The 21180-nt window shown below is 70.3% G+C and carries 13 protein-coding genes and 2 tRNA genes; 8 read left to right on the plus strand and 7 right to left on the minus strand.

Translation table 11 applies throughout. From position 1 onward, the window contains the following. Window positions 1–59: 59 nt before the first annotated feature. The 3 genes from ACT3TZ_RS01655 (at window position 60) to ACT3TZ_RS01665 (ending at window position 3217) form a co-directional block, all read left to right on the plus strand. Complete coding sequence (locus ACT3TZ_RS01655; protein WP_444581646.1) at window positions 60–1280, plus strand: pyrophosphate--fructose-6-phosphate 1-phosphotransferase; 1221 nt, start codon at window positions 60–62, stop codon at window positions 1278–1280. 22 nt (window positions 1281–1302) lie between these two features. After that, window positions 1303–2076 (plus strand): C2 family cysteine protease, encoded by a 774-nt coding sequence (locus ACT3TZ_RS01660; RefSeq protein WP_444581647.1) that lies wholly within the window; start codon window positions 1303–1305, stop codon window positions 2074–2076. A gap of 61 nt (window positions 2077–2137) precedes the next feature. Continuing rightward, the gene (locus ACT3TZ_RS01665) at window positions 2138–3217 is read left to right on the plus strand and encodes a hypothetical protein (RefSeq protein ID WP_444581648.1); all 1080 of its coding nucleotides are present in this window, start codon (window positions 2138–2140) and stop codon (window positions 3215–3217) included. A gap of 176 nt (window positions 3218–3393) precedes the next feature. Here the strand turns inward: ACT3TZ_RS01665 and ACT3TZ_RS01670 are convergent, their stop codons facing one another. The 5 genes from ACT3TZ_RS01670 to ACT3TZ_RS01690 all read right to left on the minus strand — a co-directional run bounded on the left by ACT3TZ_RS01670 (window position 3394) and on the right by ACT3TZ_RS01690 (window position 10339). Then, on the minus strand, window positions 3394–4038 hold the full coding sequence (locus ACT3TZ_RS01670) for an SGNH/GDSL hydrolase family protein (RefSeq protein WP_444581649.1): 645 nt from the start codon (window positions 4036–4038) through the stop codon (window positions 3394–3396). Window positions 4039–4042: 4 nt separating this feature from the next. Then, a complete protein-coding gene (locus tag ACT3TZ_RS01675; RefSeq protein ID WP_444581650.1) occupies window positions 4043–5611 on the minus strand; it encodes an FAD/NAD(P)-binding protein in 1569 nt (522 codons plus the stop codon). Between the two features lie 153 nt (window positions 5612–5764). Continuing rightward, window positions 5765–6970, minus strand: coding sequence for an RtcB family protein (locus ACT3TZ_RS01680; protein WP_444581651.1), 1206 nt, complete (start codon window positions 6968–6970; stop codon window positions 5765–5767). Between the two features lie 184 nt (window positions 6971–7154). Next, a tRNA-Met gene (locus ACT3TZ_RS01685) sits at window positions 7155–7228 on the minus strand. Window positions 7229–7300: 72 nt separating this feature from the next. Beyond that, complete coding sequence (locus ACT3TZ_RS01690; protein WP_444581652.1) at window positions 7301–10339, minus strand: UPF0182 family membrane protein; 3039 nt, start codon at window positions 10337–10339, stop codon at window positions 7301–7303. 152 nt (window positions 10340–10491) lie between these two features. Here ACT3TZ_RS01690 and ACT3TZ_RS01695 point away from each other — a divergent pair, with 152 nt between their 5' ends. Continuing rightward, entirely contained in the window at window positions 10492–11046 is a 555-nt protein-coding gene (locus ACT3TZ_RS01695; RefSeq protein WP_444581653.1) for a PPA1309 family protein, read from the plus strand. Between the two features lie 64 nt (window positions 11047–11110). Here ACT3TZ_RS01695 and ACT3TZ_RS01700 read toward each other — a convergent pair whose 3' ends face one another. Both ACT3TZ_RS01700 and ACT3TZ_RS01705 read right to left on the minus strand, forming a co-directional pair. Continuing rightward, window positions 11111–11608: a single-stranded DNA-binding protein gene (locus ACT3TZ_RS01700; protein ID WP_444581654.1), complete on the minus strand. Its 498-nt coding sequence runs from the start codon at window positions 11606–11608 to the stop codon at window positions 11111–11113. A 269-nt stretch (window positions 11609–11877) separates the two neighbouring features. Continuing rightward, window positions 11878–12516: a superoxide dismutase gene (locus ACT3TZ_RS01705; protein WP_444581655.1), complete on the minus strand. Its 639-nt coding sequence runs from the start codon at window positions 12514–12516 to the stop codon at window positions 11878–11880. Between the two features lie 221 nt (window positions 12517–12737). On the opposite strand from ACT3TZ_RS01705, the gene ACT3TZ_RS01710 reads away from it, so the two are divergent. The 4 genes from ACT3TZ_RS01710 to ACT3TZ_RS01725 all read left to right on the plus strand — a co-directional run bounded on the left by ACT3TZ_RS01710 (window position 12738) and on the right by ACT3TZ_RS01725 (window position 20656). Beyond that, window positions 12738–17474, plus strand: a complete 4737-nt coding sequence (locus ACT3TZ_RS01710) for an ATP-dependent helicase (protein WP_444581656.1) — start codon at window positions 12738–12740, stop codon at window positions 17472–17474. After that, complete coding sequence (locus ACT3TZ_RS01715) at window positions 17474–18385, plus strand: DNA-formamidopyrimidine glycosylase family protein (protein ID WP_444581657.1); 912 nt, start codon at window positions 17474–17476, stop codon at window positions 18383–18385. Before ACT3TZ_RS01710 ends, ACT3TZ_RS01715 begins: the two co-directional genes overlap by 1 nt. Before the next feature lie 38 nt (window positions 18386–18423). Further along, window positions 18424–18496: transfer RNA gene (locus ACT3TZ_RS01720), tRNA-Arg, on the plus strand. A gap of 363 nt (window positions 18497–18859) precedes the next feature. Further along, entirely contained in the window at window positions 18860–20656 is a 1797-nt protein-coding gene (locus ACT3TZ_RS01725) for an ATP-dependent nuclease (protein WP_444581658.1), read from the plus strand. Window positions 20657–21180 lie beyond the last annotated feature (524 nt).

Below are 21180 nucleotides of genomic sequence, written 5' to 3' on the forward strand. Positions count from 1 at the left end.
GGCCGGATCGGCCTGCCCGCACCCCGCCCCCGAGACCCCTCGTCGAAAGGTCCCGCTCCATGACCGTCCAGCGCGTCGCACTCCTCACCGCCGGTGGCTACGCCCCGTGCCTGTCCTCCGCCGTCGGCGGTCTCATCGAGCGCTACACCGCGCTCGTGCCGGACGTCGAGATCATCGCCTACCGCCACGGCTACTGGGGGCTGCTGTCCGGAGAGAAGATCGTCATCGACGACGCCGTCCGCGCCAAGGCGGCCCTGCTGCACGAGTTCGGCGGCTCGCCGATCGGCAACTCGCGCGTCAAGCTCACCAACACCGCGGACCTCGTCAAGCGCGGGCTCATCGCCGAGGGCGAGAACGCGCTCGAGGTCGCCGCGAACAAGCTCAAGGCCGACGGCGTCGACGTCCTGCACACCATCGGCGGCGACGACACCAACACCACCGCCGCGGACCTCGCGAAGTACCTCCACGACAACGGCCACGACCTGCAGGTGGTGGGTCTGCCCAAGACGATCGACAACGACATCGTGCCGATCCGCCAGTCCCTCGGCGCGGACACCGCCGCCGAGCAGACCAGCCTCTTCGCGCAGAACATCATCGCCGAGCACGGCTCGAACCCGCGCATGCTGATCGTCCACGAGATCATGGGCCGCGCCTGCGGGTACCTCACCGCCCAGGCCGCCGAGTACTACCAGCAGTGGCACGCCGCCCAGGAGTGGCTGCCCGAGATCGGCCTGACCCCCGGACGCTGGGACGTGCACGCCGTGTTCCTCCCCGAGCTCGCCCTGGACATCGACGGCGAGGCCGAGCGCCTGCGCGCCGTCATGGACGCCAACGGCTGCGTGAACATCTTCCTGTCCGAGGGCGCCGGGATCCCCGAGATCGTCGCGGAGATGCAGGCGCGCGGCGAGGAGCCGGAGAAGGATCCGTTCGGCCACGTCAAGCTCGACACCATCAACCCCGGGCAGTGGTTCGCCCAGCAGTTCGCCGAGCGGCTCGGGGCCGAGAAGGTCATGGTCCAGAAGTCCGGGTACTTCGCCCGCTCGGCGCGTGCCAACCAGAAGGACCTGCGCCTCATCCAGTCGATGACCGACCTCGCGGTGCAGGTCGCCCTCGAGGGCGGCAGCGGCGTGATCGGCCAGGACGAGGAGCGCGGCGACGTGCTGCGCGCCATCGAGTTCGAGCGGATCGCCGGCCACAAGGCCTTCGACATCGACCAGCCGTGGTTCCGCGACGTCATGGCCCGGATCGGGCAGGACGTCGTCCCCGCCGCTGCCCACTGATCCCGACGACGGCCGCGGACCGATGAGCTGGCGTCGCGCCCTGCGCGCCGCTGCGCTCCGCGGCCCCGTCGCGCGCGCCCCACGGGACGCCGAGCCCGCCATCGGCCCGCACGGGCATGGGCTGCGTGCCGACGATGGTCCGCTCCTGGGGGCCGCGCGGCCACGCCAGGGGCGGTACGGCGACTGCTGGGTGCTCGCGGCGATGCTCGCCGTGCACGAGGCCGCCCCGGAGCGGATCGCGGCGATGATCGACGTGTCGGGCACCGAGGCGATCGTGGTCCTGCGCGGCGGCGCTCGCGTCATCCGCACGGACCGCCGCCTGCCCGTGGACGCCGCGGGACGCTGGGTGGGAGCAACCGCCGTCGGCGGGGGTCCCGGATGGCCAGGACTGCTCGAGAAGGCGGCGGCGATCGAGGTGGCGGGCTCCTACCGCTGGCTGCAGCGCGGGATCGGCCGGTTCGGCCTGGAGCTGCTGACCGGTGACCGGGCGCACACCCATGTGCGCCTGCCCGCCGCAGATCGCCTCGACGGCTGGATCCGCGAGGGTCACGCGGTGCTCGCCTCGACGCATCCGCTCTCGCACCGGATCCGCACCGCGGCCGGCCCCCTCCCCCGCAACCACGTGTTCGCGCTGGTCGGAGCGGACCCGAGCACCCAGCAGGTGCACCTGCGCAACCCCTGGCGCCCGGACGAGCTGCTCACGCTGGATCGACGCACGCTGCGGCGCGGCATCCTCTCGATCGACGTCACCGCACGTCCCGTCCGGACGGGCACGGCGCGACCGGACGGTCGGTGACCCGGCTCCGCTGGCCCGGACCTGCGACCATCGAGGACCCATCCCGACCCCGTGAGGACGCATGACCGACCACCACCTGGGCGTCCGCCTGCTGCTGCTGGCCGACCCCGGCCTGCCCACCCGACGCGCCGAACGCATCCAGGCCCGACTCGAGCGCACCCTCGACGAGCAGTTCAGCCAGCCCGTCGCGCTCGAGGTGCGCACGGAGACCCTGCGCCTGGGGTCCAGCGACGCGCTGGATCTGCGGGACGCCGACCGGCTCGCGCGCGCCGACCCCCGCCCGGACGCGGTCCTGCTGATCACCGAGATCCCGCGCCTGACGGACCGCCGTCCGATGGTCGCCGAACTCCTCGTGGACCGCAACGTCGGGATCATCTCCTGCCCGACGCTGGGCGCGGCCCGGGGCGACGCTCGACTGCACGATGCCGTGCTGGCCTGCACGATCCGCATGAAGCCCCAGGTCGCGGAGGCGGACGCCGATCCCACAGCGCCGCGCGGCCTGCACTGGAGCAGGATCGGCCAGGACGACGACCACCTGGCGCTGCTGGGCCGCGCGGCGTCGGGCGGCTTGCGCACCATCATCGGCATGGTGGCCTCCAACGCCCCGCTGCGCACCGCCCCGCAGCTCTCCGGCGCCCTCGCCGCGGCGGCCGCGACCGGCGCCTTCGGCATCTTCTACAGCTCGATCTGGGCGATGTCCCTCTACCTGCCCACGACGCGACTGCTGGGGATCGGTGCCCTCGCGATCGCAGCCATGGTGGCGTGGCTGATCGTCGGCAATCGCCTGTGGGACGGGCGCGGGACGGCACCCCTGGCGCGCCTGGTGCTGCTGTACAACCTCTCGACCGTGCTCACCATCGCCCTGTGCGTGGCAGGTCTCTACGTGGCGCTCGTGGTGCTGATCCTGCTGGGCGGACTGGTGGTCATCGCCCCGGAGTACATGGCCGAGATCATCGGCCAGGAGCCGACCTTCTCGAACTACCTCGACATCGCCTGGCTCAGCGCCGCGATGGGCGTGGTGGCCGGGGCGCTGGGATCCTCCTTCGATCAACGCACCGACCTGCGGTCGATGACGCACGGACAGCGTGAGCGCAGCCGACACCTCGATCCCGAGGAGGAGTCCGACGCCCCCGCGCGCTGATCCGTCGGGCGCCAGGGATCCCGGATCCCGCGGGAGACCGCACCGCAATGTACGGCGGCTCCCGCTCGCGCGCACCTCGAGGCTCCTCGCGGATCAGGATCCCAGCGAGCGCCCCGGGGGGGGCTCGGATCAGGCGCTGCGTGGCGACCCTCGGGATCTCTCGGGTCAGGTGCCGCCTACCGGCCCTCGGTCTGCGCGGCGGCGGCGATCCAGGCATCGGCCAGCAGGCGGTGGCCGGCGATCGTCGGATGCACGCCGTCGGCGGCGAGGGTGGTCGGAGTGTGCCCCAGGTCGAGGGCCTCGCGCAGGACGAGCTCGGCGTCGACGAGGCCGGTGTCGAACTCCTGGGCGAGGCGACGGATCGTGCGGACCTTGGCGTCGAGGTCCTCGTGCAGGGAGGCCATCTGCTCGTCGACATCGGTCACGAAGGGCACCACGAGGAGCACGGGAACCCCCGGGCGCGTGGCCGAGAGCTGGTCGAGCATGTAGCGGTAGTCGCGCTCGAAGTCCTCGTCCGCGGTCGCGCGGCCCTGCTCGTCGCGGTGCCAGGAGTCGTTGACGCCGCCGTAGATGGTCACCACGTCGGGGTCGAGGTCCAGGACGTCACGGTCGAAGCGGGCCGCGAGGTCGTGCACCCGGTCCCCGCCGATGCCGCGGTTGATGACCCGGGACGCCGGCTCGTGCGCCGCCAGGTGCTCGGCGATGAGGCGGACGTACCCGTAGCCCAGCTCGGCCGGGTCCTCCCGGCGGCCGCAGTCGGTGATCGAATCGCCCAGGAACAGGTACGTGCGCGCCGCCGGCGCCGACGAGTGGTGGCTCATCGCATCATCCTCGCACGTGGGCCCGACGACGCAGCACCGAGCGGGCGACGTCCGGGGCCACCGCGATGATCCGGTGGCAGCTCTCGAGGTGCCAGAAGCGCATCCGCGCATTGAGGTTGCCGCCCAGGAGCGGGCCCGTCACGAAGATCCCCGGCGCCGCCTGGAACGTCTCGTCGACGGCGATCCCCGTGTCCGAGGGTGTCGCACGCACCACGCCGTCGTCCAGGATCTCCCGCAGGAAGCGATCGTCCGTCGTCGACAGCCCCTCGAAGCCGGCGCAGTTGACGACGGCCGCGAAGGCGCCCGGCAGCTCCCGCTCGCGCCCGTCCTCGTCGACGGTGACGGTCCATCCCCGCTCCCCGTCGCGGGCCCGGAGGTACGTGGCCCGCTCGACGGTGATGCGTCCCTCGGCCAGGAGCGTCGAGGCCACCCGCTGGTAGTCGCCGCCGGTGGGCCGGTAGAAGCGGTAGACGAGGTTGCCCCAACGGTCCACGAACGCCTGCTGCTCGGTCCACGGCAGGCGGTCGAGGACCTCGCCGGTGCGGCGCTTGAGCTCCTCGACCGTGTCCTGCTCGGAGAACCCGTGCGCGATCGCGTCACGCACGTCCTGCTCGATCGCGGCGTGGACGCCGGCGGCGGTGAGATCGGCGTCCGCGGTGCTTCCGGTGTAGGCGACCATGTGCACCGAGCGGTACTCGTCGGCGCGGACGGGTCGCACCGTCCAGGCATCGGGGGTGCCCCGCGGGGCGAGCACCACGACCCGTCGGTCCCAGGCACGGGTCATCCCGGCGCGGTGCACGGCGTGGAGCAGCTCGAGGGCATCGGCGTTGGCCCCGACGAGCAGCACGTCCCCGCTCGCGGAGGCGCCGACCGCTCTGCCGAGATGCTCGCGCAGATCCTCCAGCAGCGCGTCGATGCTCGTCGCGTGGGTGTCCGCGACGTAGCAGCCCACGGCGTCCTCGCGCAGCTCATGGGCCAGGGCCCGCTTGGGAGGGCTGCCGATGGCCAGCACGACCGACTCGGCCGCCAGCACGGTCGGGCCCACGGCGTCGGGACGCACGACCTCGACGGTCCACCCGTCCTCTCGGGACCGGAGCACCCGCGCCTGCCCGGTGAGGACCTCCACCTCGGCCCCGGGCGTCGCCGCGATCTCCTGGGCGACCCGTGCCCGCAGGTAGTGGCCGAACAGCCTGCGGGGGACGAACAGATCGAGCCATCGTCCCTCGCGGATGCCGGCCGCGTGATCGGCCACCCAGGAGGCGGAGATGCCAAGCCGGGGATCCGCGCGCAGGACCTCCTCGCGATGCTCCTCGAGCCAGGCCTCGAAGCCCGACAGCCACGGCTCGTCGAGGAACTCCCGCAACGGGGTCACGATGAGCGAGGAGGATCCGGATCGCTCTCCGTAGGGAAGGCCGGCGAACACGTCCTGGCTGCGCTCGACCACGACGATCCGGAGCGTCTCCTCGCCGCCGGTGTCGCGATGGGTCGCCAGCAGCTCCAGGAGCGTCGAGGATCCCGCGATCCCCCCGCCGATGATCGCGACGTCGACGGGGGTGGTGGGAGAGGAGAGCATGCGGGACCTGTCGGCGACGGGAGCGGTGGACGGCCCGCCGGTTCGGACGCCGGGAATCCGGGGCGAACCGGGCACGGAGAGCCGCTGGGATCGTACGTCACGCGCGATCCCGCCGTGGGCATGTCGGCGGGACCGCGCGGTCCGCAGGGCCTGTCAGCCCTTGACGCAGAGCAGCGTGTGCAGGCGCGCCACCACCTCGACGAGATCGGCCTGGGCCTCGATCACCGACTCGATCGGCTTGTAGGCCCCGGGGATCTCGTCGACGATGCCGGCGTCCTTGCGGCATTCGATGCCTGCGGTCTGCTCGGCGAGGTCCTCCACGGTGTACGTCGCCTTGGCGCGGGAGCGCGACATCCGACGCCCGGCCCCGTGGGACGCGGAGTTCAGCGATGCCTCGTTGCCCCGGCCGCGCACCACGAAGGATCCCGTGCCCATCGAGCCCGGGATCAGCGCGAGATCCCCGGCACCGGCCCGGATCGCGCCCTTGCGGGTCACGATCAGGTCGACGCCGTCGTAGCGCTCGTGGGCCACGTAGTTGTGGTGGCAGTTGATCGTCTCGCCATAGGTCGCCTCGGGGAACTGCGCGGAGACCACCTTCCGGACGAGAGCCATCATGAGGGCGCGGTTGAGCGCGGCGTACTCCTGAGCCCAGTGCAGGTCGTGCAGGTAGCCGCTCATCTGCTCGGTGTCGGCGAGGAACACCGCGAGGTCGCGGTCGGGCAGCCCCAGGTTGTGCTCCAGACCCCGGGCGACGGAGATGTGCCGCTCGGCCAGCTCCTTGCCGATGTTGCGCGACCCGGAGTGCAGGGTGAGCCAGAGGGCTCCCTCGTCGTCCGCGCACAGCTCGATGAAGTGGTTGCCGCCGCCGAGCGTGCCGCACTGCGCCCACGCACGGTCGTGGCGGTCGGCGATCCTGTGCGCACGGAGATCGCCGAAGCGGGCCATCAGGCCGGCGCGCCGCGTGAGGATCGCACGGTCGGCCCAGGCGACGTCGCGCGTGCCCACGGACTCCGCGTGGGACGTGAAGCCGACCGGGACCGCCGCCTCGATGCCGCTGCGCAGCGCCGAGAGCGAATCGGGGAGGTCGTCCCGCGTGAGGGACGTCCGCACCGCGACCACGCCGCAGCCGATGTCGACCCCGACGGCCGCCGGGGACACGGCGTCCCGCATCGCGATCACGGAGCCGACCGTGGCGCCCTTGCCCAGATGCACGTCGGGCATGACGCGCAGGGCGTGGGTCCACGGGAGCCGGGAGATGGCGCGCAGCTGATCGAGCGCGGCGGGCTCGATCTCGTGCGGGTGCGCCCACAGGAGGGTGTCGGCGGCGGCTCCGGGGAGGGTCGTGGGCAGGGCGGTCATGGTGCGGGGTCCGATCGGGGATGGTCGTCCGTGGTCGACGGCGGCTGCCGTCGACCGAGGACAGAGGACCATCGGGGGCGCAGGGGGCGCAACGGGATTTCCCGCCGGGGCCGATCCGCGAGGCGCGCGGGATGGGAATGCAGAAGGTCCCCGTCCGGCGAACCGGACGGGGACCTTCATCTCGTAGCGGGGGCAGGATTTGAACCTACGACCTCCGGGTTATGAGCCCGGCGAGCTACCGAACTGCTCCACCCCGCGGCGACTCGATAAGACTACGCCGAGGCCGGGAGCGATGTCCACTCGGGGCGGGGTGCCCTGTGTCACGCCGGCTCAGCCGCCGCCTCCGTCGCTCGGCGAGGATCCGCCGAGCTCCTCGTTGGCCGCGAGCGCACGTCGCAGTGCGTCCTGGAGACGGGCCTGCGCCTCGCCGTACGCCGTCCAGTCACCCGCGTTCAGGGCCTCCTGGGCATCCGTCTCCGCCTGCTGCATGTCGGCGAGCGCCTGGTCGAGGCGTGTCTGGGCGTCGCCCGTGGCGGCCGGCTGCCCCGAGGTGTCCGTCCCGGCGCCCTCGGCCGTCCCGGCCTCGCCCTCGGCCTGGATCCCGGCGTCGCCGGCATTGGCCCCGGAGTCGCCGCCGAACACCTGGTCGAGGGCCTCGTCGAGGGTGGGCGCGAAACCGATCTTGTCGCCGAAGGAGACCAGGACCATCTGCAGGAGCGGGTACTGGGCGCCACCGCCGGCAGCGGAGGACTGCAGGTAGACGGGCTGGACGTACAGCAGGCCGCCGCCCATCGGGAGCGTGAGCAGGTTGCCGTTGATGACCTCGGAGTTGCCGGACTTCAGCAGGTTCAGCGCTCGCGAGACGTTGGAGTCGGAGTTGAACGTGGCCTGCACCTGTCCGGGCCCGTTGACCGGGTTGGACGCCGGGAGGTTCAGCAGCTTGAGCTGACCGTAGCTCTTGGCAGGGTTGCCCGCCTGGTCACCGGTCTCGGAGTCCACCGCGAGGAACCCGGACAGGACGTCCTGCCCGTCGGCCGGGGTGTAGCTCGAGGACAGCGAGAAGCGTGGCGAGTCCTGGCCGGGCATCTGCATCGACAGGTAGTACGGCGGCTGCTTCTTGCGCGTGGGCTCGGCACCGGCGCCGTTCTCGGTGGGTGCCCGGGTCGGATCGACAGGGATCTGCCAGAAGTCCTGCTGACCGAAGAACTCGTCGGGATTGGTCACGTGGTACTTCGCGAGCAGGGTGCGCTGGGACTTGAAGAGGTCCTCGGGGTAGCGCAGGTGCGACATCAGGTCGCCGCTGATCTCCGGGGTGTCCTGGATGGATCCCGGGAAGGCCTGCTGCCACGCCTTGAGGATCGGGTCGTCGGTGTCCCACGCGTACAACTTGACCGAGCCGTCGTACGCGTCGACCGTGGCCTTGACCCCGTTGCGCAGGTAGTTCGTGTCCCGGACGCGGGACCCGGCGCTGTCGCCCGGATTCGTCTGGGAGTCCTCGACCGCCGCATCGAGATCGACGCTCTGGGCGTAGGGGTAGCGATCGGTCGAGGTGTAGCCGTCCACGACCCAGACGAGGCGTCCGTCCACGACCGCGGGGTACATGCCCGAGTCCAGGGAGAGGAAGGGCGCGACGGCGTTCACGCGCTGACGGGGGTCCCGGTCGTAGAGGATCTGCGACTTGTCGTTGACGTAGTCCGAGATCACGATGTTGGGATCGCGGAACTTCACGGCGTACAGGAACCGCATGATCGGGTTCCCGATCGAGGGTCCTCCGTCGCCGGAGAACGTGTTGGTGCGCTGGGTGCCCTCGGAGTTCTCGTCGGTGCCCGACTGGTAGTCGAACTCCTCGGGGGTGGCACCTTCAGGAGCACCCACGATGGAGTAGTCCGGGGAGGTGCGACCGAAGTACACGCGCTCCTCGAACGTCCCGAGCGCCCCCTGTCCGGGGACACCGGACTCGATGAAGGCCGGCTCGCCGTCGGCGTTGCGACGGTTGCCGTACGCGGCGGCGACGCCGAATCCGTGGGTGTAGGTGATGTGCTGGTTGACCCAGCTCTGGTTGTTCAGGTCCAGCTTGGAGGGGCTCAGCTCGCGCACGCCGATCACGGTGTCCTGGAGGGTCCCGTCGATCGTGTAGCGATCCACCGACAGGATGTCGTCGAAGCCCCAGTAGCGACGGTTGGCCTCGCGCTGCCCGAAGGTGGGCGAGACGATCGCGGGATCCAGCAGGCGGATCTGGGCCGTGGCGTCCGCATCGGCACGCAGGGTGCCGGGGGTCGCGTCCGTCTGTGCCGCGTAGTCGATGACCTCGACGTCGTCGAGCCCGAAGGCGGTGCGCGTCGCGTCGATGTTGCGCTCGATGTAGGGGCGCTCGAGGGCGCGCGCGTTGGGCTCGACCCGGAACTGCTCGATGAGCGCGGGATACGCGAAGCCGACGGCCAGGGTCGACAGCAGCATGAGGCCGGCGCCGATGGCCGGGATCCGCCAATCGCCGCGGACGATCCACAGCACGAACATCGCGGCGACGATCACGGCGGCGATGGCCAGGATCGTCTTGGCGGGCAGGATCGCGTGGACGTCGGTGTACGACGCCCCTTCGAAACGGTCGTGGACGCTGGTCAGGAGGCCGTAGCGCTCGACCCAGTGCGACAGACCCAGGATCACGAGATAGACGACGGCGAGGATCCCGAGGTGGCGTCGTGCGGACCGGGTGACGTCCAGCCCCTTCTCCTGGCGCCAGGCGACACCGCCGTACACGAAGTGGCCGATCAGACCTCCGACGAGGGCGATCAGCGCCGCATACCGGGCCAGGGACAGCATCAGCTCGACGACGGGGAGCGTGAACACGAAGAAGCCCACGTCGAAGCCGAACTGGGGGTCGACGGCGCCGAAGTCCTGGGCGTTTAGGAACAGCAGCACGTTCTCCCACGACCGCGACGCCGCGAGCCCCGCGAAGGACCCGATGACGATGGGCGCGAGGATCGTGATCCCCCGGCGCAGCGGCTCGACGGCCGTGCGGAACTGCTCGAGCGCCTCGTCCTCCCGGGTGACGGGCGCGAACACGGGCCGACGCGCGTGCGCGAATCGCAGGCTGAGGAACAGCGGGATCGCGAACAGGAGCGCACCGGCGACGAACAGGATCCCCTGGACGATCCAGCGGGTGCGCAGCACCTGGGCGAATCCCAGCTGGTCGAACCAGGCGTAGCGCGTGACGACCTCGGAGGCCACGACCACGAGGATCATGAGCACGACGAGGGCCACGACGGTGATGCCGAGCGGAGAGATGCGGCCTCGGCGCTGCCGACCGGAGGGCCCGCGCCGGGGTGCGGCGGGGCGGCCAGCGCTGCCGAACGGGGTGGAGAAGCTCACGGGAGTCCTTCCGCAGCCAGAAAGGGCATCCGGACGGTGCTCCGAGTGGGTCCTCGGCCGTCCCGGGGGGCCGTCGATGGCCGAGCGGTCCGGGGTACAGTGGATGCCGCCGCGGGCCGCGGTGGCACCCACCATTCTGACAGGAAACCGTGATGCCCGAGAACTCAGGGACCGCTCCGGGCCCCACGCTCGATGCACCGGCCGCGGCGCTGGCCGCCGCGGTGCTCGACGTGGTCCGCCATCTCGACGGCGATCCCCTGCACAGCGCACGGTTCTTCGCCCTCGTGCAGTCCGGCGCCCTGCTCGAGCAGCAGCCGTCCTTCGCCCTGCTGCTGGACGATGCGACGCTCGCGTCCGCACGCGCCGACACGCTCCACCTGACTCCGGTCGAGCTCGACGACGTCCCCGAGGACGCCGATCCCGGCGCGGGCCTGGCGGAGATCGCCTGGCCCGACGTCGCGACGGGCGGCGCCATCGCCGTCGAGCTGACCGCCGTCACCTGGGCCGAGGAGTCCGCCCAGGCCGTCGCAGACCGCCTGGGCTCCGGAGCGCCACGTGCCGTCGTCGCAGCGATGGCCGACGGCCGCACCTGGTGCGCCGTCCGTGGCGCGGGACGCACCGACCTGGTGCTGGGCCCCCGCGTGGTGCCCGAGCTGGTCGACGCCCTCGCGGCGAGCGTGGGCGCCGCGCCCACTCCCGAGGCCTGAACCCGGCACACACGCCAGGTCCAGGTACGGGGCGCCGGCCGTCGCGCCGGGGTCCCGAGGGTCGTCAGAACGGGCTGTCACCCGCGAGCGCAGGTTCACGCCGGGAGGCATCCGCTCCCTCGGCGTCCGGGGCCTCGTCCTCCGTGCCGTCCTCCCCGAGGATCTCGCCGGTGCGCTCGTCGACCAGCGGCGTGGCCGTCCGACGCGAGGACCGGGCGAAGGTGTCCGTCCCGAAGGTGAGGTCGTGGCCGATCGACTCGGCCTGGACGGTCATGGAGAAGCCCGAGACGCCGTCCTTGACCCATTCCGCGCTGCCGAGCCGGCCGGAGACGATCAGGGGATCGCCCTTGCGCACCGAGTCGATGACGTTGCGTGCCAACGCACGCCGCGCGTAGACGGTGAAGAACTCCGTCTTGCGGTCGGTGAAGTCGTTGCGGTCCTGGTCGAAGTACCTCGAGGTCGAGGCCAGGCGGATGACGGCGGTGACGGTGCCGTCGTCGTAGCGGTGCTCGGTGACGTCCTTGGCGACGTTGCCGGTGATGGTGGTCCTGAGATCGCGCATGATCGGTGCCTTCCCGTGGGGATGCCCGCCCACGGGCAGATCCCGCAGGAGGCTCCGACCCCGACGGGCCGGATACCGCACAGCCTGACGTCCTCGGCCCGCCGCGGGGAGGCGGGACGGAGCTCGGGGGACGGTCACGGCGTGGGGAGGGAACGTGTGCCCGGACGCGCGAACGGCCGGCCCCGAAGGGCCGGCCGTTCGCCGATGCGTGCGGTCCCCCGCGTCGCCCGCGCCTCAGCGCGAGGGACGGGATAAGGCCCGCGGGAGGGTCACAGGCCCGGGGTGATCAGTCCCTGGGTCTGGGTGCGGGCGCGCTCGAAGCGGGCCGCGACGTCCTTCCAGTTCACGACGTTCCAGATCGCCTTGACGTAGTCCGCCTTGACGTTCTGGTAGTCGAGGTAGAAGGCGTGCTCCCACATGTCGAGCTGGAACAGCGGGATCGTCGAGACCGGGATGCCGTTCTGCTGGTCGTAGAACTGCTCGATGACGACGTTCTTGCCCAGCGGATCGTAGGCGAGGATCGCCCAGCCGGAGCCCTGGATGCCGAGCGCCGCAGCGGTGAACTGCGCGCGGAAGGCGTCGAAGGAGCCGAAGAACTCGTCGATCGCGGCGGCCAGCTCGCCCTCGGGCTTGTCGCCGCCCTCGGGCGAGAGGACCTGCCAGAAGATCGAGTGGTTCACGTGACCACCCAGGTTGAAGGCGAGGTCCTTCGAGAGCTGGTTGATGTTCCCGAACTCCCCGGTCTCGCGGGCCGCGGCGAGCTTCTCGAGAGCCGTGTTGGCACCCTTGACGTAGGTCGCGTGGTGCTTGTCGTGATGGAGCTCCATGATCTTGCCCGAGATCGCAGGCTCGAGAGCGCTGTAGTCGTAGGGGAGATCGGGGAGTGTGTACTCGGTGAACCCGGCCATGTCATCCATCCTTTGCGTTGACGTCTTCGGGACCCCGGATCAGGGCATCCCGACCACTGACCATCGTGCCACGTCGCCGTGGTGAGTGTCCTGGGCCGTGTGATCTTCGAGTCCTCGCGTGAACGCCGACGCCCCGCCGCCGGAACAGCAGGCCGTTCTTCGACACGCCCGCACCACGCTGTCCAGCTCGTTCGTCGGCGGCCTGGCAGACAATGGGCTCCATGGACGACGAGGGACCCACCCAGGAACTCCCTGCACAGGAGAGTCCGGCTCAGGAGACACCGTCCGCGGAGGGGCCGTCTGCGGGACGATCCGACGGCGTGCCCGAGCGCTCCTCGCTGGACCTCCTCTCCCCCGCCACCGGCACGTGGTTCCGCGAGACCTTCGGCGCTCCCACCGCCGCCCAGGACGGCGCCTGGGACTCGATCGCGCGCGGCGAGGACACCCTGGTCATCGCACCCACCGGCTCCGGGAAGACCCTCGCCGCGTTCCTCACGGCGATCGACCGCCTGCAGTTCACGCGCGCCCCGGATGCAGTGCGCGAGCGGCGCGGCACCGCGGTCCTGTACGTCTCGCCGCTGAAGGCGCTGGGGGTGGACGTCGAGCGCAACCTCACCTCACCGCTGGTGGGCACGGTCCGTGCCGCCGAGCGCCTGGGGATCCCCCACGCACCCGTGACGGTGGGCGTCCGCACCGGGGACACCACCCCCCAGCAGCGCCGGCGTCTGGTCACACATCCCCCGGACATCCTCATCACCACGCCCGAGTCGCTGTTCCTCATGCTCTCCTCCGCCGCCCGCGAGACGCTCGCGCAGGTCGACACCGTGATCGTCGACGAGGTGCACGCGGTGGCAGGCTCCAAGCGGGGCGTGCACCTGGCGCTGTCGCTCGCGCGGCTGGATGCGCTGCTGGAGCGCCCCGCCCAGAGGATCGGGCTCTCGGCCACCGTCGAGCCCGCCGAGGAGGTCGCCGCGTATCTGACCGGGAGCGGCCGGGGCCGTGGGCTCGGGATCGTACGCCCGCCGGCGATGAAGCACTGGGACGTGCGGGTCACGCTCCCCGTCCCCGATATCGCCCAGATCGATCCGCCCGCCGACGCGGTCGACGAGGACGACGTGTCCGGCACCATCTGGCCGCACGTCGAGCGGGCGGTGCTCGACGAGGTGCTCGCCCACCGCTCGACCATCGTCTTCGCGAATTCGCGACGACAGGCCGAACGCCTGACCTCCAAGCTCAACCGCCTCCATGCCCGCCGGGTGGGGGCACTCGACCCCGACGCCCCCGAGGGTCCCGACGTCGAGGCCGAGGAGATCGCCCGGGCCCACCACGGGTCGATGTCCAAGGAGCACCGCAAACTGATCGAGGAGCAGCTCAAGGCCGGGGAGCTGCGGTGCGTCGTCGCGACCTCCTCCCTCGAGCTGGGCATCGACATGGGGGCCGTGGACCTCGTGATCCAGGTCGAGTCGCCGTTCTCCGTCTCCTCGGCACTGCAGCGGATCGGCCGCGCCGGTCACGACGTGGGCGCCGTCTCGCACGGCGTGGTGCACCCCCTGCACTCGGCGGACGTCGTGCGCGCCGCGGTGACCGTGCGGGAGTCCCTGGCCGGTCGCATCGAGCCGCTCGCCGTACCGCGCAACGCCCTGGACGTGCTGGCCCAGCACACGGTGTCCGCCGCGGCGATGGACGTCCTGGACGTCGAGGACTGGTTCTCCCTCGTGCGGTCCAGCGCGCCGTACTCGACGCTGCCGCGGTCCGCCTTCGACCAGACCGTCGAGCTGCTCGCCGGACGCTACCCCTCGACGGCGTTCTCCGAGCTGCGGCCGCGCCTGGTGCTGGACCGCGAGGCCGGGACGCTCGACGCCCGGCCCGGTGCGCAGCGCCTCGTCGTCACGAGCGGAGGCACGATCCCGGACCGAGGGCTCTTCCCCGTGTTCATCGTCGCCGGCGACGAGGACACCCAGGCACGTCGCGTGGGCGAGCTCGACGAGGAGATGGTCTACGAGTCGCGCCGCGGGGACGTCATCACCCTGGGCACCTCGAGCTGGCGGATCGAGGAGATCACCCACGACCGGGTCACGGTCTCCCCCGCCTTCGGGCTCGCCGGACGGATCCCGTTCTGGCACGGCGACGGGATCGGCCGCCCCCCGGTGCTCGGCCGGGCGATCGCCGCCTTCCAGGCGGACCTCGCGCACCGCGGGGACGCGGCGGCACGCACCGAGCTCGCCGGGATCGGCCTGGACGAGAACGCGACAGGTGCGGTGCTGTCCTACCTCCGGGAGCAGGAGGAGGCCGTGGGTGTCGTCCCCGGCCCCGATCAGCTGGTCGTCGAGCGCTTCGCGGACGAGCTGGGCGATTGGCGCGTGGTGCTGCACTGCGCGCTGGGGCAGCGCATCACGGGTCCCTGGGCGCTCGCGGTCGGAGCTCGGATCGAGGAGCGCTTCGGCCTGGACGGGCAGGTGATGGCCGCCGACGACGGGATCGTGCTGCGGATCCCGCATGGTGAGGAGCCGCCCGGCGCGGACCTGTTCGTGTTCACGCCCGAGGAGATCGACGAGGAGGTGCGCCGCCTGGTCGGCTCGAGCGCGCTGTTCGCCTCCCGCTTCCGGGAGTGCGCGGCGCGCGCCCTGCTGCTGCCCCGCCGCGACCCCACTGCACGCGCCCCGCTGTGGCAGCAGCGCCAGCGAGCGGCCTCCCTGCTGGACGTCGCGCGCCCGTACCCGGACTTCCCGATCATGCTCGAGGCGGCACGGGAGTGCCTGCAGGACGTGTACGACCTCCCGGCGCTCGTCGAGCTCATGCGCCAGGTGACCGGACGTCGCGTCGAGGTGCGAGAGGTCGAGACGGCCGCGCCGTCACCGTTCGCACGGTCCCTGCTGTTCGGATACGTCTCCCAGTTCATCTACGACGCGGACTCCCCCCTGGCCGAACGTCGCGCCGCGGCGCTCAGCCTGGACCAGTCCCTCCTGGCGGAGCTGCTGGGCACCGTCAGCCTGCGCGAGCTGCTGGACCGCGAGGTCATCGATGAGGTCTCACGCCGCCTGCAGGGCCTGGACGAGGACCGTGCGCTGCGCGACCTCGAGGGCGTCGCCGACGCGCTGCGCCGGCTGGGCCCGCTGACCCGCGAGGACCTCGACGCCCGCGCCCGGGAGGGCCTGGACATCCGGGCCGCGTGGTCGGAGCTCGAGACCGCACGCCGCGCCGTGACCGTCCGCATCGCGGGCCACGAGCACCTCGCCGCCATCGAGGACGCCGGACTGCTGCGCGACGCCCTCGGGGTGGCTCTGCCGCCGGGCATCCCCGAGGCGCACCTCGCCGAGGTGCCGCACGCGGTCGACCAGCTGCTGGCCCGCTGGGCCCGCACCCGCGGCCCCTTCACCCTCCCGGACGCGACCGCGGCCTTCGCCCTGGCGCCGGGGGTGGCCCGCTCGGCGCTGGAGACCCTCACCGCGGACCGCACCCTGAACCAGGGCGAGTTCACCCCCGGCACCGAGGGCGCGGAGTGGGTCGACGCGGACGTCCTGCGGCGGATCCGTCGAGCCAGCCTCGCCGCGTCACGCCGGGAGATCGAACCCGTGCCGGGACCGGTGTACGCCCGCTTCCTGGGGCAGTGGGAGCATCTTCCGGCGCGCCGCCCCGAGGGTCGCCGCGACCGGGCGAGCCTGCGCGGCGCCGACGGCGTGCTCTCGGTCGTCGACCAGCTGGCGGGGGTATCCCTGCCGCTGTCCACCTGGGAGTCCCAGATCCTTCCGGCCCGGCTGCCGGACTTCGCCCCCTCGACGCTCGATGGCCTGTTCGCCGCGGGCGAGCTCGTGTGGACGGGGCACGGCCGCCTCGGCGCGTCCGACGGCTGGATCCGCCTGCACCTGGCCGACGCCCTGCCCCTGGGACTCGTGGCCCAGGACGTCGAGGCCGCGGCCGACGCCCTCGAGGACGCCTCCGTCGCCGGTCGCATCCTCGGCCTCCTGCGTGCCTCCCCCGGCGCCCTGCGCCACGGGGAGATCCTCACGGCCCTGGCCGATACCGGCGCCGCCGTCGAGCCCGCCCTCGTCACCGAGGCGCTCTGGGACCTCGCCTTCACGGCGCTCATCACGAACGACTCCTTCCAGGCGCTGAGATCCCACGGCCTGGGCCCGGCGCCCCGACGCAGTGCCCGGTCGGGCGGACGCTCCCGCCCGCTCACGCGGCGCGGCGCGGCCCGGCTCTCGGCGGCGATGCTCCGCACCGGGGGCCCGACCGTCGCCGACGTCGCCGCGGGTCCCGTCGGCGCGGGCCGCTGGTCGGCGGTGCGCGTGGCGCCCGTGGACCCCTCCGCGCGCGCCGCGGCCCTGGCCACCCTCCTGCTGGACCGCCACGGCGTCGTGACGCGCGGAGCGATGAGCGTCGAGGACGTCCCGGGCTCCTTCGCCGCCGTCTACCGGGTCCTGTCGACGCTCGAGGAGGCGGGGCAGTGCCGCCGAGGCTACTTCGTGGACGGCCTGGGGGCCTCGCAGTTCGCCCCCACCGAGGCGGTGGACCGGCTGCGGGACCTCCATCGCGAGGCCGAGGCCGGGCGCGGGGAGGAGACCCTCCTCGTGCTCGCGGCCACGGATCCCGCCACCCCGTACGGCGCGGCCCTGCCCTGGCCGCCGCTCCCCCTCGACCCGCCGGACGGCACGACCGTGCGACCGGCCCGCCGCGCCGGTGCCCTCGTCGTCCTGCGGGGCGGGGAGGTCGCCGCCTTCGTCGACAGGGGCGGGAAGTCGCTGCTGTGGTTCGCCGCGGCCGAGCACACCGAGGACGTCGCGGCGATGCTCGTGCGCGCCGTCACCGAGGACGCCGTCCTCCCCCAGCTCGCGATCGAGAAGATCTCGGGGCGACCGATCGCCGATGTCGAGGTCGCCCCCGTCGTGGCTGCCCTGGAGGGCGCCGGCTGCTATCGCTCGCCGCGGTCCGTGCGGGTGCGGGCGGGTGGCCGCTGATGCCCGAGGGCGACAGCGTCTTCCGCGCCACCGCGCTCCTGCATGCCGCGCTGGCGGGCGGCGTGCTCACCCGGGCAGAGCTCCGGGTGCCGCAGCTGGCCGTGCGCGACCTCGTGGGCTGGGAGGTCCACGAGGTGCGACCTCGCGGCAAGCATCTGCTGATCCGCCTGGTCTCCCCCGAGGGCCGGGAGCCGCTGACCCTGCACAGCCACCTCATGATGGAGGGCCGGTGGCATCTCGACGAGGCAGGGCCGGACGGGGAGTTCGGGCCCTGGCGGGCACCGGCGCACCAGGCACGTGCGGTGCTCGAGGTCGAGCACCCGGACGGCCACCGCGCCCGCGCCATCGCCTACGAGGTCCAGCAGGTGCGCCTGGTGCGCACCGTCGAGGAGGACGCCGAGCTCATCGTCCACCTCGGGCCCGACCTCCTCGATCCCGCCTGGGACGCCGAGCACGAGGCCGAGGCCGTGCGACGCCTGGCTTCGGCCCCTGAGCGCACGATCGGCGCGGCGCTCCTGGACCAGCGCAATCTCGCCGGGATCGGCAACATCTACCGCAGCGAGACGTGCTTCCTCGCACGGATCCACCCCGCCGTGCCGATCGCGCAGGTCCCCGATCTCGCAGCCCTCGTGCGCCACGCCCAGCGGCTGCTGTTCGTCAACCGGGAGCGGTCGGTGCGGGTCACGACGGGCGGGCTCATGGGACGCGACGGGGACCTCTGGGTCTACGGCCGCGCGCGGCGGCGCTGCCGCCGCTGCTCGACCCCGATCCTCCGGGAGGAGCTCGACGATCCCCGGGCGCCGGCGCAGCAGGAACGGTCCATCTACGTGTGCCCGCGGTGCCAGGTGCGCCCCGGAGGATCCGCGACGCAGGCCCCGTCGCGCGTCCGGGCGCGCGGGCACCGCCGGTAGGATCGCAGGGCGCTCGCGGCACCGGCCGTCGAGTGCGCGCCTCCATAGCTCAATGGATAGAGCAACGGCCTTCTAATCCGTAGGTTGCAGGTTCGAGTCCTGCTGGGGGCGCTGAACAGGACCGCAGACCGCAACGGTTCCTAGGTAACGAGGAAACGCCGACTTTATCGAGCGAGAGTGTGCACGGAGGGTCGACTCGACTCAGGCTCCGACAACGGAGAGTGGCACCATAAGGCTCACCCCTCTAGGCGACCCGTGCGACCGCCATCCCGTCAAAGATTGGGGAGAGAACGGCGAAATCGTGCACCTGAGGAGCTGGCACGGCACAGTCAACCTGAACTGCTCAGCGCAGTGCGACTTCGATGCGTATTACCGCTTCGGCTAGATCCAACCAACACCTGGTTCCATCAGACCCACAGCAGAAAAGCCGATACGCTACGCATGCCAGCAGGTGCAGCCCGCCCAGGAGGAGCCATGAAGCTACGGAGCATCGGGATCAAGGGATTCCGATCAATTGCAGACCTACCCTCACTTGGCCTCGGGTCACCAACTGTGCTGGCGGGAAAGAATGACGCGGGCAAATCAGCGATCATCCACGCAATCATGTTTCTCCTCGGTGGATATACGCTGAGTGTGTCTGACAGAACGTATGCCGACCAGATTGAGCACTCTGAAGAGGGTGACGAAACACCCACCCGGGTCGAAGAGACGTGGGTATCCGGAGAGTTTGATCTGGACACAGGCGAGAAAGAGCGCTTCGGATTCAACAAGATAGTCGTGCGCAGGATCGCACGGAATGAATCAAAGCCAGTCTTCGAGCAATTGACAGAGGTCCCCGCGGACGAGCGATTGCGGAACGTCGACACGCTAACCATTCCTCAGCTAATCAAACTACTGGGCGATCTTGGACTCGACTCCTCGAAAGCAACGAAAGCAACACTGCTTGAGCGCCTATCTGATGCCATACACGAATCGCCGAGTACCGTCGAGTGGATCCTCGCGAGCCCCGAGCTAGAAAAGGCTTTGCCCGAGGGGCGTTGGTTCGACGCCACGAGCGCCGTAGACGCAGAGGTTGCGATACGTGACGCACTTACGACGAACTACAAAGCGCACCTCGCCTCAGAGGCCTTCACGGGGCGCGTCGCAGAGATCGAGCGAGATCTTGAACGCCTACTCGCGTCTGACGCTAATGACATACGAACACATATACTTAAGAAAGTATCTGACCTTGGGAAGATTTCCATTTCTCCTACAGTGAGTTTCTCGAGTGCGAACGGATTGAAGGCAACCAACATTAGCGTCACCAACGAGCGTGGCGAATCAATTAATCTTCAGCACTCTGGGGCAGGTCGCTCACGAAGAGTGGCGCTTGCAATCTGGGAATACAACGCTACCATGCTCGCCGAATCTGGTGAGGACGTCGTCCTCCTATACGACGAGCCCGACACCCACCTCGATTACGGTCATCAGCGCGAGCTGATGAGCCTCATACACCAGCAGACTCGCAACCCTAAGGTGCAAGTCATCATCGCGTCACATTCCATGAACCTAATTGACGGGACCGACATTGGAGATGTCGTTCACGTCAAGCACGAGGAGCACCGCACCACGATCGAGCAGCTTGCAGACGACAGTCAGGTCGGAGCCCACTTAGGCGCTATCGCCGCAAGCGTGGGCTTAAGAAACACGGTCCTCCTGCACGAACGGCTTTTCGTTGGTGTGGAGGGTGCGTCTGAAGCTTTAGCACTTCCCGTGCTCTTCAAACTAGCAACTGGCAGACACTTGGAGTCTTGCGGAATAGCCCTATGGCCCTGCACTAACAATGAAGGAGCTCGACACTTCGCCACGTTCCTGCATGAGCATGGAAGGAAAGTGGTCTTCCTTGTCGACGAAGACTCGCAGAAGAATTCCAAGCACGTGTTTCACCCTGACAGGCTTCGTCAGGCTGGTCTAGACCCCGATACGCAATGCCATTTCATAGGCGCACCAAACGAGATCGAAGATGTTTTCACTGACAGCCAGTGGGCGGCTGCGGCAGATATCTCTTGGCCACGCATGGACGGTCGCCCCTGGAGTCCCGGAGACTTTTCTCAACATCGTGACGGCAAGTTCAGCGCCTGCATTCTCGAAGAGATAAGGTGTGCCGCATCGGAAGCCCCGAGCGGCAAGCCAGACATGCTCGTCGGTATGGCTTTAAGTTTGACGTCCGTCGAGGACGTTCCTTTAATCTTGCGGAGTAAGTTCAGTCAACTAGTTGAGCTTGCGCTCTAGCTCTCCTTGCGCGCATCCTAGCTAGGCGCTGGGCGGATGTTGGCTCTATGAACCCATGTTCACCAACCGAGGGGACGTAGTAAATGCCGTGCTCACGTCGAAGCCTTCCACACCACCGGCACCCGCTGGGATCAGGTGCTTGGCGATGACGGATGCATGTGTTCACCACGTCCACTCCAGTCATTCGTTGGTTCGGTAGATCTTGGGTAGCCACCACTTGCTAGGCCCGTGCTCTCTTCGATGTTCTGAACACTGTCTCAAACGGTACCGACGTTCGAGGGACGACTGTGCTGGCGATGACTCCTTCGACTGTGTGGCTCAGCTCGCAGCCCCAACGCCGAAGCAGACAACCCACATAGGACGTATGCGTGAGCGCCTGTTACAAAGGTGTCTCCAGGCCTGGCAGCGCCCCAGACGGGTCGAGGCCACGGTTCCAGTAGGCCTTGTGAGCAGTAGCGCTCGTGTGCCCCATCACTCGCTCGATCAAGCGCGGATCGGTTCCACTGCTGATTAGACGGTTTTCG

This window comes from Brachybacterium sp. AOP25-B2-12 (genome assembly GCF_052378625.1).
Taxonomy (GTDB): domain Bacteria; phylum Actinomycetota; class Actinomycetes; order Actinomycetales; family Dermabacteraceae; genus Brachybacterium.